Source organism: Philodulcilactobacillus myokonensis (assembly GCF_027923585.1).
GTDB classification, from domain to species: domain Bacteria; phylum Bacillota; class Bacilli; order Lactobacillales; family Lactobacillaceae; genus Philodulcilactobacillus; species Philodulcilactobacillus myokonensis.
Genome location: NZ_BRPL01000002.1, coordinates 20,979 through 33,505, shown reverse-complemented (window position 1 = coordinate 33,505; position 12,527 = coordinate 20,979). Strand labels below are relative to the sequence as shown.

The window sequence follows — 12,527 nt, the reverse complement described above, 5'->3', positions numbered from 1 at the left end:
TTATACTCAGGATAGATTTAAAAAAGGAGTTTATAAATAAATGAAAACATTGAAGAAATTATTGCCTTTCGTTGTGATCGGCTTAGTTTTAACTGGTTGTGGAAGTCAAAGCAATAGCAGCCAGGGTAACAGTTCTATGAAACCAAGTAGTAGTAGTCAAAGCTCAAGTGTTAGTTCTAGCAATAGTTCTAATTCTGATGCTAGTAGTAGTTCTAATTCATCAAATTCAAATAATGCTAAAAGTAGTTCACAAAATTCATCAAAATCTGATTCACAAAGTGACAAGGCTAGCATGAAACCGTCTAATAAAACGAATGAAGCTAAGAGTGCTAAAAAGGCCAAACAAGCTTCATTCGTTGCTACTCAAAAGTACGCCAGTGCTTCTGAAGCTGAAAAACAAATCAACTACCAGGGTGACATGGGTGGCCAACCAGTTAACTTAGGTTATAATATTAAAGGAACCCAAGATAACGGTGCCGGTCAAGTTTACGTTCACTTCAACATGGGTGATTGGTCAATTACTGTTCACGGAAATAATGTTTCCACTAATGGTAATAGCAAGGCCTTACCAACTGCTAAGAAAGCCGTTAAATACTTACAAACCCATACATTACCATACCCTAACAAGCGTGGTAGTATTTTACTTCAATCAGATAGTACTGAAGGTGCAAGTAGCGTTAAATGGCAAGATAGTAAGTTAGTTAATACCATTACTGGTAATCCTAGTAATGTCCTTAAAAAAGCCGTTTCCGTTTCAAAGTAATTAAATCTTTTTCTAATTGTAATTACCGCGTAAAGTCATCATTGTATAATAGCCATAGTGGTTATTTAATGAAGCAAATGGCAATGCAAAATAACTAAAAAAGGATGTTTCAAATGAAGATTAATTATACTTTGAAGAAGGTGGCTTTGGGAATCGGCATTAGCTTTGTTTCGTTGTTTACATTTGCAGCTGGTAACCATGCCTTTGCGATGTCATCAATGAAACCAGCTTTTGATATTTCTAACTATCAAGGATTTTTAAGTGATAATGAAGCCCAAGGTTTAAAGAATGAAACCAGTTTTGATATTTTAAATGCCCAGCAGGGAACCTATCGAAACTATGCATTCTCGAATAATTCAGCTGAATTAAATAAGTATAATATTCCATTTGGAATTTATAGCTTTGCAACCTATAATTCAGTTGCTCAAGCCCAGAATGAAGCCCAATCATTATATAATCAGGATCCAAATGCTAAATTCTACGTAAATGATGTTGAAAATAATGCTACGGGGACTTATTATCCACCAAGTGCCGCAACGATTGCATGGGCCCAAACAATGCATTCATTAACTAATCGTCCTGTAATCCTATATAGTGATCAATCTTACATGACGAATGCCATTTCTGCTGATGCTCGGAATGCTTATGATACACTTTGGTTGGCCGCATACCCATATAATGGCACCCCGGATCCTAATTCTGAACCGGATCCATCATATCATTACGATTTATGGCAGTATAGTAACTCTTACCCAAGTGTTAGTTTGGGACAAGAAGTTGATGCTTCTGTAATTCCTGATCAGGGGAAACCACTTTCATATTGGACCGGTAATAGTTCAGATGATAATCAGAGTACTCAAATTACTCAACCAAGTAATACTAATAATAGTGGTTCAACTAGCCAAAATAATTCTGATAATTCTGATAATAATCAGCAAACGAACCAAAACAATCAAAGTAATAATAATCAAGCAGAACAAAATGCTAAAAACCAAGCAGCAATCAATAAAGCTAAACAGGTTGCTAAGCAACACCAAGAATGGTTAAAGCAACAAGCTAAAAAGAAAGCCAAGGCTAAAGCAATTGCTAAACAAAAAGCAATTGAAGAAGCTTCTAAAAAGGCTGCCAGGAAGGCTGCTGCTCAACGGCGTTATATCCATGCTCATTATTATTCTTCTAATAAGATTAAGAAATTCAGGGTTACCGCTAAAAATGGAATTAACGTTTACTACCATGGTAAAAAAGTCAATCACTTTAAACGTGGTGTCGTCGTAAAAGTTAGTTCATTTAATTGGTATCGAAACATGACTAAAGCAACTAATTCTTATGGTGCGACGTTTACTTCCAATAAGAAGTGCGTTAAGGCAATTTGGCGTTAATTTTTTAAACAATTCATTAGTAAAGGAACGTAATTTAGTTTTTCTAAACTACGTTCTTTTTGTGTATAAAATATTCTTGTTAAAAATATAATTACTGCTAGGTCAGTCACATCCTAAAGTTGAAATAATTTCAATTTTAACGTAATTAAATCTTTTTCTGAATGTAATCACTGTGTAAAGTCATCATTGTATAATAACTATAATGGTTGTTAAATGAATGGATATTAGACAAAAAATTAAAAAGGATGTTTAAAAATGAAAATTAACCGGACTTTAAAAAAGGCAGCCCTGGGGTTAGGAATTGGCTTTGTTTCACTGTTTACGTTTTCTGCAGGTAATCATACTTTTGCAATGCAATCAATGAAACCGGTTTTTGATTTATCAAATTGGCAAGGAAACTTTAGTGATAATCAAGCTCAAGGATTGAAAAATGAAACCAGTTTTGAAATCTTGAAAGCTCAACAAGGTACTTATCAAGATGCAGATTTCGCTAATAATTCTGCGGAATTGAACAAGTATAATGTTCCATTTGGAATTTATAGTTATTCGACTTATTATTCTGTTGCTCAGGCACAAGCAGAAGCACGATCACTATATAATCAGGATCCTAATGCAAAATTCTATGTCAATGATTTAGAAGGGTATTATCCACCAGATGTAGCAACGATTGCATGGGCACAAACGATGCATTCTTTAACCAATCGTCCCGTTATCTTGTATGGTAATACTTCCTATTTAAGTAGTTTAAATAGTGCTGATCGTAATGCATACGATACTTTATGGGTCGCTGGATATGGTGATTATCAACCGGATACGGCTTCTGAGCCTGATCCATCTTATCATTATGATTTATGGCAATATTCTGATCGTTACCCAAGTGTTAGTTTAGGTGAAAGTGTTGATGCTTCTACTATTCCAGACCAAGGAAAACCAATTTCATATTGGATTGGTGATAGTAATAATAGCCAAACCACCACTAATAGTAATAACAGCAACAGTAATAATCAGAATAATAATTCAAGCAATAACCAGCAAAATAATAGTAATAGCCAAAGTAATGCTGCAAAAGAAGCTGCGGCACAAAAGGCTGCTGCCCAACGAGCTGCTGCCGCTAAAAAAGCAGCTGCTAAGGCTAAAGCCCAAGCTGCTAAAGTTGCAGCTGAAAGAAAAGCTAAAAAAGCAGCTGCTAAGAAGGCTGCTGAAGCTCAAGCTGCTAAGCAAGCTGCCGCTCAACGAAAAGCTTATATTCACGCTAACTATTATTCTTCTAGTAAAATTAAGAAATTCAGAGTTACTGCTAAAAATGGAATTAATGTCTACTACCATGGCAAAAAAGTTAATCACTTTAAGCGTGGCGTCGTTATAAAAGTTAATTCATTTAAGTGGTATCGAACCATGACAAAGGCAACTAATTCTTATGGTGCAACCTTTACTTCAAATAAGAAGTTCGTTAAAGCAATTTGGCATTAATTTAAATTAAAAGCGATAAAACGAAGGATAATGAAATTTATCCTTCGTTTTTTATTGTAAAATGATTTTAATCATAAAAAGGAGGAATGATAAGAAATTTATTCAATGATAATTGCGATATTCATAATTATATTAATATTATTAATTATTTACATTAGTAAAAAGAAAAGTAATCGAGAAAATGCACAAGATGAAAAATTATTAAATCACATTTTAAATGATTCTAAAAATTTAAGTCAAATTAGAAATATTATCAACGAATCGGATAATGAATCAAATGCAATTAAAGAAATCAGAAAAGCATTTGGTGTTGATTTAATTGTCGGCATAAATATCTATAATCGGGTTAAAAATTAAATAGACTAAAAAAACTCCATCCAATTTTTAAATTGGATGGAGTTTTAATTTATTATGATTTATAAACTAAAGAATTTGGCAAAATTCAACATGTTCGTGGTTGGGTCCTAAAACATGGAAGAATTTAATACCGTTATCCCAGTAAGTTGGAATAACTTGTGGCTTATCACTTAAGATGTGTAAACCTAATTTTTTAGCTTCCTTGAATGCTTTTTCAGCATCGGTACAATTCATGGCAAAATGATTGATAGCGCCATCTTTATGGGTAACAGGGTCACCACTCCATGTTTCAATCATGATGTTATTGTACTTCATGAATGCACATGTTTGTTTACCATTCTTGAATTGACCGGCTTTAGTAAAGCCTAAGGTTTTATAAAATTTAATGGTTTTTTCTAAATCATCAGTTGGAATTCCAACGTGTTGGATTCCAGTAAAGTAATCACTTAATGCCATAATCAAGGCCTCCAGTTGTGAAACTAATTAATTTAATTAGTCATCAATCTTAACGACACATTTACCCTTAAGGTTAGAAGTACCGTTCAATACACTTTCAACTTGTTCTAATGAGATAACGTTATTGATGATTGGATCAACGTTAACATCACCGCTTTGTTGTAGTGAGATTGAGCTTTCGAATGAATCAGGGTTAATGAATGCACCCTTGATAGTTAATTGCTTCTTGAAGATTTCGTAAGTGTTCATTGAGAATGTTTGGTTAGGTTTACCAACACCGAACATTAATACTTGAGCACCTTTAACGGTTGCTTCAGTAGCTTGTTCTTGTGTCTTAGGTTGACCAACAGCTTCGATGACAACATCGTAATCAGCAGGAATCTTTTCCTTAGTAGTGTTGATAGTCTTGTTTAAACCAATGATCTTCTTTTCTTTAGCTAACTTGTCATCATGACGTCCAGTTAAATCAACGGACTTAACACCGTATGACTTCAATAATTCAGCAAAGATAAGACCCATGAAACCATCACCAATAACTAATGCCTTTTGGTAAGGTTCGATGTCTAATAAATGCATACCGTGAACGGCACATGAAATTGGTTCAGAAGTAGCGGCATCCTTTAATGCAACGTTATCTGGTAAGTGGTAAACTACCTTTTCTGGAGCAGTGAAGAATTGTTCTAAACCACCATTTCTGGTAACACCAACTGCAGATAAGTTATCACATAATTCTGGACGACCAGTACGACAGTAACGGCATTTTTCACAGTAGACGTTAGGGTCAACAGTGACACGGTCACCAACTTTGAAGTTTTGAACATTTGAACCAACAGCTGCAACTACACCTGCATTTTCATGTCCTAAAACGATTGGTGGAACTGCATCGGCTGAACCTGGTAGACCATTATATAAAGCATAGTCAGTACCACAAATACCAGCATATTTGTTGTTAACTAAAACTTCATCGGGTTTAACTTCTGGTTTTTTAATATCTTGGATTTCAAGATGCTTAACGCCAGTTAAAACTAAGGCTTTCATTGAAAAGATCCTTTCCATAAATAAATTATGTTCGTAAAATTAAAAATTTTACATTAATTATTATTTTAACTTTCATGGGTAATTATATCATGAAAAAATAAATTATGAAAGCGCTATTATGATTATTTTAAAAGCTTATTTCCATGATAAATATCCCTTTACTTGGTTTGTTTTAAAACATGCATGGCTAATGCAAAGTTACCTAGGGTTGCTGATCCATTATTTTTAACTGATGGTAATTGAATATATTTACTAAGATTATTGATTTTAATATAACCATTCATTAATAGGCTAAATTGTTTCCTAATCTTTTTAAGAAAGGTTTCATTTAAAACGCCACCGCCGAGAACTAAGCGTTCGGGTCTAATCATTAATGTAATTTGAATTAAGGCTTGGGCAACATAGTATGCCATGATATCCCAAACATGGTTCGTGATTGGCACTTCCGGTCCTTTTTTCCCTAATCGAGCTTCAAAAGTGGGGCCAGATACAAGGCCTTCTAAACAGTCACCGTGATATGGACAAATTCCAGGGAACTTTAAGTCATCCGGATGACGCTTAACGTTGACGTGACCCACTTCAGGATGGCCTAAAATGCCAATAAATTTACCATTAATGACACCACCAGCACCGACGCCAGTGCCGATTGTATAATAGATGAGGGAACGGATTTTCTCATGATTTTCGGATGCTTTAATGTATTCACCGTATGCGGATCCATTTACGTCGGTTGTCCAGTACATGGGGATTGAAAAATTTTGTTTTAAGTAACCCAAAAAATTAACGTTTGACCAGCTAATTTTAGGCGTGTCTAATATATACCCGTACTTTTTAGAATGGTGACGGACTTCAATCGGACCGAATGATGCGATACTAATTGCCTCTAAATTTTTAAATTGCTTGAAATATTCAACGGTCTTTTTTAAAGTTACGTCTGGGGTTTCAGTTGGAATTCTGACTTTATCAACAATATGATAGTGTTCGTCACCAACTGCGCAGATGAATTTAGTTCCACCGGCTTCAATACTTCCTAATAACATATTTTTTTGGAAACTCCTTACGGATTGAAACGAATAAATTTTATTTTTATGAGCGTTTCATAGATTAATTTTAATTTTAACTTCGATCACTTAGATATATGATTAATATAACATTATAAAATGATATATTTAGAATAGATTAACACATTTGAAAACATGTTTCATTATTATTATAACCAATTCATGCTTATAATTGGTATCTAAATTTAAATTTCTTAGCATATTATAATCGAAAAATTAAAAGAGGATGATCTAATGGCAACATTTTTAAATCCAAGTGAAATTAAAATGGCAAAACAAATTGCAAGTAAGAATCCAAGATTAGAAGGCTTTGTTCCCGGCTCCGGTTCTTTAACACCGCGCTTTACGATTTTGAGTGAGGCTCCCGGTCGAATTGAAATTAAAGTCGGAAAGGGCTTTATGGGACCCGCTGGCAAACAATTAGATCAATGGCTTAAATTATTAGGAATTACTCGTGATCAAATTTATATTACCGGGGTAGTTAGATCTAGACCAATTTCTATTAAAAATGGCCGTAAACGGGATCGAAAACCAACAAAACAAGAAATGTTTGATTATGCACCGATTTTAGATTATGAATTAAGCCAGTTACCAAAAGAAAATGATTTATTAGTAACGCTTGGAAATACCGGCTTGCAAAGGCTTTTAGGTGATCACTTTAAAATTGGTGATGTTCACGGGAAATTATTAAAACGCCAGATTAGGGTGAGAAGAGGGAATCAATACGGATTAAGTTCACGCACCTACCGGATTTTTCCAACGTATCATCCTTCGTATGCCCGCCGGTTTCCCAGTAAACGTCCGGTAGCTGAAGCAGACATGCAAAAACTGAAGCAAATTATCAAGCGTTAAAAATTAATTTTGAATTTAGTCACATATATGTTACTTTGATAATATGCTAAATATCACAATTAGCAAAATTGAAGTAAAGAAGTGGAAGCATGCTAACTATTAATCACATTAGTAAGGCCTTTCGGAACGTTCAGGCGTTATCCAACGTTAGTTTCAACGTTCAACCTGGTAAAATTACGGGATTGATTGGTCAAAATGGTGCTGGTAAATCAACTACTTTTCATAGTATCCTTAATTTTATTAATTATGATGGTGAAATTAAATTGAATCAGCAACCAATTACTGAACAAACGTTCGACAAAATTGGGTATTTACCGGAAGAACGAAGCTTAATGCCTAAGTTAACGGTAGAACAGCAAATTATTTATTTTGCTAGGTTAAAGGACCAAAGTGCTAAAGCCACTCGCCCGAAAATTAAACGGTGGATGCAAAAATTTGATGTGAAAGGTGATTTAAAGACCAAGATTAAATCACTGTCAAAGGGGAATCAGCAAAAGGTTCAATTAATTTGTACTTTAATTCATGAACCTTCATTGATTATTTTAGATGAACCCTTTAGTGGTTTAGATCCAGTCAATGCTGATTTGCTTAAGCAGCATATAATTAATGCCAAACAGCGCGGTGCCATGATTATCTTTTCAAGTCACAATATGAATAACGTTGAAGAGTTGTGTGATAATCTGGTCATGCTAAAAAATGGACACGTCGTCTTGAACGGCACGACGGATTCCGTCCGTGACCAATTTGGTAAAAATAAGATTTATGTTACGACGCAACAAAGTTCAGCGGAACTATCTAATTTACCCCATGTCATGAATGTTAAAACTTTAGAACCGCATCGTTACCTCCTAATGTTAGATGATCCAAGCGCTGGCCCGGATCTGTTTGATCGAATCACCCATGGAAAATACGTGGAAGAATTTAGTCAACAGCCACCAACACTAGATGAAATCTTTAGAATGGAAGTGAGGGATAGCAATGCGTAAAATGTGGATTGTTACTTTTGAAACGTACATAAGACAAGTGAAAACATGGAGTTTTGCATTGATGGTTTTAATGCCGTTTATTTTAGCACTAGTATCTGGTGGGATTGGTTTTCTTACTGCCCAGAACAGTTCATCTGATGCATCGAACGATAGTTCCGACCAAGTTGCCATCATTTCAAGCCAGCCGTCGTTGCGGCAATCGTTAATTAAACAGCATCGTGATGATATTGACGCTAAAGTTACCAATGAAAAGACTGCTCAAAGTAAGACTAAAAGCCAGGATTTAGATGGATACGTCGTCTTAAACGTTAAAAATAATCGGATTACTGCTACTTACCATGGACAAGACCAGATTGATTCTGATATTAAGAGTGATTTGATGGGTTCAATCAATCAAATTCAACATCAATTGAATTTAAAGAACGCCCATTTATCAATTAATCAAATCAACCAGTTAAATGCTCAACCGACATTTAAATCAATTTTGAATAAGCATCCGAAAGCATCAAAGACTTCCCAATCAGAAGATCAAAGTGGGGCGAAGGAATTTGCCTTCTTTATCATCATCTTCATTACTTATATGATTTTATTAACGTATGCTTCGGTCATGGCTCAATCGGTCGCTGAAGAAAAGGGTGCTAAGGTAATCGAAGTCATTTTCTCAAGTACCACGGCTGCCAAATATTTCTTAGGTAAAGTCTTCGGAATCATGGGATGTGTGATTACCCAGTTCTTGATTTACATTATTGGTGGTGGCATTATCTACCAGTTCATTTCACGAATTCATATGGTCCATCAATTCTTGAGTAATGCTGAAAATCAGCGGATGATATCCTTAATCTTACACGATGTTTTAAGCCCTGGATTATTATTTGTTATCTTAGGAATTGGATTATACCTTATCATTTCAGCACTTTGTGGTGCATTAGTAAGCAAGGCTTCTGATTCTGCTAAAGCTGCCCAACCAGTCGTTTTCATCGTGCTCGCTTTCTTTATCATTGCGATTAATTTTCAATCGTCATCCAATACGATGATTCCAAAAGTGCTTTCGTACGTTCCGTTTAGTTCGATGTTCTTTATGCCGATTCGAATGATCAATGGCCACGTTACCAGCATTGAGATTACAATTTCACTGGCAATCTTGCTTGCAACGTTAATTATTTTGACCTGGTTGATTACTAAAATTTACCGTAGTTTGATGTTGCAAAACGATGATAGTGGCTTCTTTAGACGTTTAAAACATGGTATTCAAGATGCTAAGTAAATTAATGAAAGAATTATAATAAAAAATGATTAGATATTATAGATATCTAATCATTTTTTATTATGTCTCCAGGTTGACATTTCAATGCTGAGCAAAGTTTTTCTAAAGTATTAAATCTGATACCCTTGGCTTTATTATTTTTTAAAATAGATAAATTCGATTGAGTTATTCCCACTTTTCTAGATAATTCTTTTAAAGACATATTTCTTTCTAACATAACAATATTTAGTGTTATTTTAATCATTGATATCTCTCCGTTTTTATATAAAGCTATCTGAATCTTTTTGAAGTTTTACTCCATATTTAAATATATTATAGATAACATAGGAAATAACTAAAATTACAAAATAAATTATATAATTCATAATTGATGTATGTGAAATTATGGATATATTTGTTATATTATTTATTTTATTTATAAATAGGTATACATTTAAAAATATATTACAAATTATTAACGTTAACATACTAAATATTGTATTTCTAATGTATAAAACATTAGCATCCACAAAATACTTATTTAACTTCAAATTATTAATTAATTGTTGAATATAATGGCAAATTATGATTAAACTTAATATCATAATTATTATCATGAAAATTATTATTGAAGCATGTAAGTATATATGTGATCTGATACTTAAACTAGAATACTTTATTAAACTGTTGTGATCCAAATGAAATATTATTATTATAAATACAAATAAAAATATAAGATTCAAAAAATATAATAAAGATGAAAAAACGCTTATTAATAATTGGATAATATTAAATAATATTTTATTAAATAAATTCATTGATAAATCCTTCTTTTAATTTAATAAATAATATTATAAAACAATATTATTTTATTGTAAAACAATAATAAATTATTGCTTTATTTAAAATAATTTATTATTATTATGAATAAAGGAGATAATTTATTTGAAAAAGAGATATGTTATTTATATATTATTAATATTAATAATTTGTTTAACAGGAATTCATATCATAAATCAAAATAGGATAAATGAAAATACTGTTAATATTTATAAGGATAATAAATTAAAAAAAACAACACATAATAAAAAAGTGATTGACTATATGTCAGACTTTTATGGAGATAAATTAGGAGATAACACCGATAATGGTAAGTCTCTTCCAAATAATTCAAAACTATTATATAGAGTTGAAATTAAACAGACTAAGCCGCATGCACATATTTTCTTTAATTTATATAAAAATAATTATGCAAGTAGTAGAATTATATTTGGCATAAAACAAGTTGTATGGAAGGTTTCATCTAATGAAAAAAATAGAATAATCAAATTAATTGATCAAAAATAAAAATGTAATTTAACAAAACAATCGTAACTTAACTTTACTAGCTAAGCTAAGATTGTTTTTTATTTTATATGATTAAAGTATTTTTATTTTTCTAAAATCCAAAGGAAAAAGACGAAGATAATGGCCAATGCATACATGATGCCGTTAACTTCCTTGCCACGTTTTGCAGCAATCATTGTGATCGGGTAGGCAATGAAGCCTAAAGCAATCCCATCTGAAATACTGTAAGTTAGTGGCATTCCAATTAAAATTAAGAATGCGGGGGCGGCAATTTCGAATTTTTCCCAGTGAATATTCTTTAAAGCACTTGCCATTAACATCCCAACAATGATTAATGCTGGAGCGGTAACTTGATCGGTAACAACACCTAACAATGGTGAGAAGAATGTTCCTAAGATGAATAGGATTCCAGTGACAACAACGGTAAATCCAGAACGACCACCAACGGCAATTCCTGATGATGATTCAACGAATGCACCCACGGGAGAAGTACCAAGGAGTGAACCAACGACCATTGAAGTTGAATCGGCAGCTAGTGCTTTACCGATTCGTGGAATTTTATTGTGTTTAACGAAACCGGCTTGTTCAGCTAAGCCAACTAAGGTTCCGGCGGTATCAAAGAATGATACTAGTAAGAACGTTAAGACAACGACGATTAACTGCAGTGAATTAATGCTGCCAATGTGTTTTAAAGCAACTAAGAAGGTTGGCTTTAAACTAGGAACGCTTGATACCCATTGGGTTGGAATGGGAATTAATTTTGTAACCATCCCTAGAATGGAAGTTAAAATCATGCTAATAAAAATGGCAGCGGGAACTCTCATACTCATTAAAATGATGGTAACAACTAAGCCAAAAATGGTTAACCAAGTCGTACTAACGCTTAATGAACCAAGGCCTACTAAATTACTCTTGTTGGCAACCACTAATCCACCATCACTTAAACCGATGAAGGCGATGAATAAACCAATTCCACCGGCAATCGCACTCTTTAAGTCGTTTGGAATTGCGTCAATCACAATTTCTCGAATCTTAAATGCAGTTAAGATCATAAAAATGATGGATGCAACAAAGACACCAGCCAACGCTGTTTGCCATGGAACTTTCATTCCAATGCAGACTGAATATGCGAAGAAGGCATTCATTCCCAAACTAGTTGATAGTGCGAATGGGTAGTTGGCAACAATCCCCATGATGAAACAACCAAGGGCACTGGCTAATGCAGTGGCAGTGAAGACTGCTCCTTTGTCCATTCCAGTGGCACCTAAAATGTTCGGGTTTAAGAATAAAATGTATACCATGGCCATGAATGTAGTTAAACCAGCTAAAGTTTCTTTTCTAAAGTTAGTTCCTAATTCATGAAAATGAAAATAATTAGCGATTTTTTCGCCCATAAATTAACGCTCCCCTTAAATATCGTTCGTGTTTAAATGATAATTAACACCTATTATAATAACATTATACCGTATTAATTACAATAAACGAACAATAAATAAGAAGGGAGTTACTGATTTAGAGATTAGTAAATAAACATTAATATTGATAATAATAGTATCACAGTGTACACTGTGTATA

General features: G+C 33.4%; 13 protein-coding genes. 8 read left to right on the top strand and 5 right to left on the bottom strand.

Translation table 11 applies throughout. The features are described from left to right. Positions 1–40: 40 nt before the first annotated feature. The 4 genes from WR164_RS00175 (at position 41) to WR164_RS00160 (ending at position 3,969) form a co-directional block, all read left to right on the top strand. Positions 41–763: a hypothetical protein gene (locus tag WR164_RS00175; RefSeq protein WP_286135516.1), complete on the top strand. Its 723-nt coding sequence runs from the start codon at positions 41–43 to the stop codon at positions 761–763. A 113-nt stretch (positions 764–876) separates the two neighbouring features. Then, complete coding sequence (locus WR164_RS00170; protein WP_286135515.1) at positions 877–2,142, top strand: GH25 family lysozyme; 1,266 nt, start codon at positions 877–879, stop codon at positions 2,140–2,142. 255 nt (positions 2,143–2,397) lie between these two features. Next, positions 2,398–3,612, top strand: coding sequence for a glycoside hydrolase family 25 domain-containing protein (locus WR164_RS00165; RefSeq protein ID WP_286135514.1), 1,215 nt, complete (start codon positions 2,398–2,400; stop codon positions 3,610–3,612). Positions 3,613–3,717: 105 nt separating this feature from the next. Beyond that, positions 3,718–3,969 (top strand): hypothetical protein, encoded by a 252-nt coding sequence (locus WR164_RS00160; RefSeq protein WP_286135513.1) that lies wholly within the window; start codon positions 3,718–3,720, stop codon positions 3,967–3,969. A 66-nt stretch (positions 3,970–4,035) separates the two neighbouring features. Here WR164_RS00160 and WR164_RS00155 read toward each other — a convergent pair whose 3' ends face one another. From WR164_RS00155 to scrK, 3 genes are all read right to left on the bottom strand, one after another. Next, a complete protein-coding gene (locus WR164_RS00155; protein ID WP_286135512.1) occupies positions 4,036–4,425 on the bottom strand; it encodes a VOC family protein in 390 nt (129 codons plus the stop codon). A 36-nt stretch (positions 4,426–4,461) separates the two neighbouring features. Continuing rightward, positions 4,462–5,463 carry a zinc-dependent alcohol dehydrogenase family protein gene (locus WR164_RS00150; RefSeq protein WP_286135510.1) on the bottom strand — a complete coding sequence of 334 codons (1,002 nt, stop codon included), beginning with the start codon at positions 5,461–5,463 and terminating at the stop codon, positions 4,462–4,464. A gap of 158 nt (positions 5,464–5,621) precedes the next feature. Then, positions 5,622–6,503 carry a fructokinase ScrK gene (gene scrK, locus WR164_RS00145; RefSeq protein WP_286135509.1) on the bottom strand — a complete coding sequence of 294 codons (882 nt, stop codon included), beginning with the start codon at positions 6,501–6,503 and terminating at the stop codon, positions 5,622–5,624. 255 nt (positions 6,504–6,758) lie between these two features. On the opposite strand from scrK, the gene WR164_RS00140 reads away from it, so the two are divergent. From WR164_RS00140 to WR164_RS00130, 3 genes are all read left to right on the top strand, one after another. Then, the gene (locus WR164_RS00140; RefSeq protein WP_286135508.1) at positions 6,759–7,376 is read left to right on the top strand and encodes a uracil-DNA glycosylase; all 618 of its coding nucleotides are present in this window, start codon (positions 6,759–6,761) and stop codon (positions 7,374–7,376) included. An 89-nt stretch (positions 7,377–7,465) separates the two neighbouring features. Further along, a complete protein-coding gene (locus WR164_RS00135; RefSeq protein ID WP_286135507.1) occupies positions 7,466–8,362 on the top strand; it encodes an ABC transporter ATP-binding protein in 897 nt (298 codons plus the stop codon). Then, positions 8,355–9,626, top strand: coding sequence for an ABC transporter permease (locus WR164_RS00130; RefSeq protein ID WP_286135506.1), 1,272 nt, complete (start codon positions 8,355–8,357; stop codon positions 9,624–9,626). The genes WR164_RS00135 and WR164_RS00130 overlap by 8 nt, the downstream gene beginning before the upstream one ends. Before the next feature lie 46 nt (positions 9,627–9,672). Here the strand turns inward: WR164_RS00130 and WR164_RS00125 are convergent, their stop codons facing one another. Further along, positions 9,673–9,870 carry a helix-turn-helix domain-containing protein gene (locus tag WR164_RS00125; protein ID WP_286135505.1) on the bottom strand — a complete coding sequence of 66 codons (198 nt, stop codon included), beginning with the start codon at positions 9,868–9,870 and terminating at the stop codon, positions 9,673–9,675. Between the two features lie 680 nt (positions 9,871–10,550). On the opposite strand from WR164_RS00125, the gene WR164_RS00120 reads away from it, so the two are divergent. After that, positions 10,551–10,952 carry a hypothetical protein gene (locus WR164_RS00120; RefSeq protein ID WP_286135504.1) on the top strand — a complete coding sequence of 134 codons (402 nt, stop codon included), beginning with the start codon at positions 10,551–10,553 and terminating at the stop codon, positions 10,950–10,952. A gap of 83 nt (positions 10,953–11,035) precedes the next feature. Here WR164_RS00120 and WR164_RS00115 read toward each other — a convergent pair whose 3' ends face one another. Beyond that, on the bottom strand, positions 11,036–12,346 hold the full coding sequence (locus WR164_RS00115; RefSeq protein ID WP_286135503.1) for an NCS2 family permease: 1,311 nt from the start codon (positions 12,344–12,346) through the stop codon (positions 11,036–11,038). Positions 12,347–12,527: the final 181 nt, after the last annotated feature.

Bases quoted from the DNA above. Each gene is read 5' to 3' on its own strand.
- WR164_RS00175 (WP_286135516.1), top strand. From the start codon at position 41: ATGAAAACATTGAAGAAATTATTGCCTTTCGTTGTGATCGGCTTAGTT.
- WR164_RS00170 (WP_286135515.1), top strand. From the start codon at position 877: ATGAAGATTAATTATACTTTGAAGAAGGTGGCTTTGGGAATCGGCATT.
- WR164_RS00165 (WP_286135514.1), top strand. From the start codon at position 2,398: ATGAAAATTAACCGGACTTTAAAAAAGGCAGCCCTGGGGTTAGGAATT.
- WR164_RS00160 (WP_286135513.1), top strand. From the start codon at position 3,718: ATGATAATTGCGATATTCATAATTATATTAATATTATTAATTATTTAC.
- WR164_RS00155 (WP_286135512.1), bottom strand. From the start codon at position 4,425: ATGGCATTAAGTGATTACTTTACTGGAATCCAACACGTTGGAATTCCA.
- WR164_RS00150 (WP_286135510.1), bottom strand. From the start codon at position 5,463: ATGAAAGCCTTAGTTTTAACTGGCGTTAAGCATCTTGAAATCCAAGAT.
- scrK (WP_286135509.1), bottom strand. From the start codon at position 6,503: ATGTTATTAGGAAGTATTGAAGCCGGTGGAACTAAATTCATCTGCGCA.
- WR164_RS00140 (WP_286135508.1), top strand. From the start codon at position 6,759: ATGGCAACATTTTTAAATCCAAGTGAAATTAAAATGGCAAAACAAATT.
- WR164_RS00135 (WP_286135507.1), top strand. From the start codon at position 7,466: ATGCTAACTATTAATCACATTAGTAAGGCCTTTCGGAACGTTCAGGCG.
- WR164_RS00130 (WP_286135506.1), top strand. From the start codon at position 8,355: ATGCGTAAAATGTGGATTGTTACTTTTGAAACGTACATAAGACAAGTG.
- WR164_RS00125 (WP_286135505.1), bottom strand. From the start codon at position 9,870: ATGATTAAAATAACACTAAATATTGTTATGTTAGAAAGAAATATGTCT.
- WR164_RS00115 (WP_286135503.1), bottom strand. From the start codon at position 12,346: ATGGGCGAAAAAATCGCTAATTATTTTCATTTTCATGAATTAGGAACT.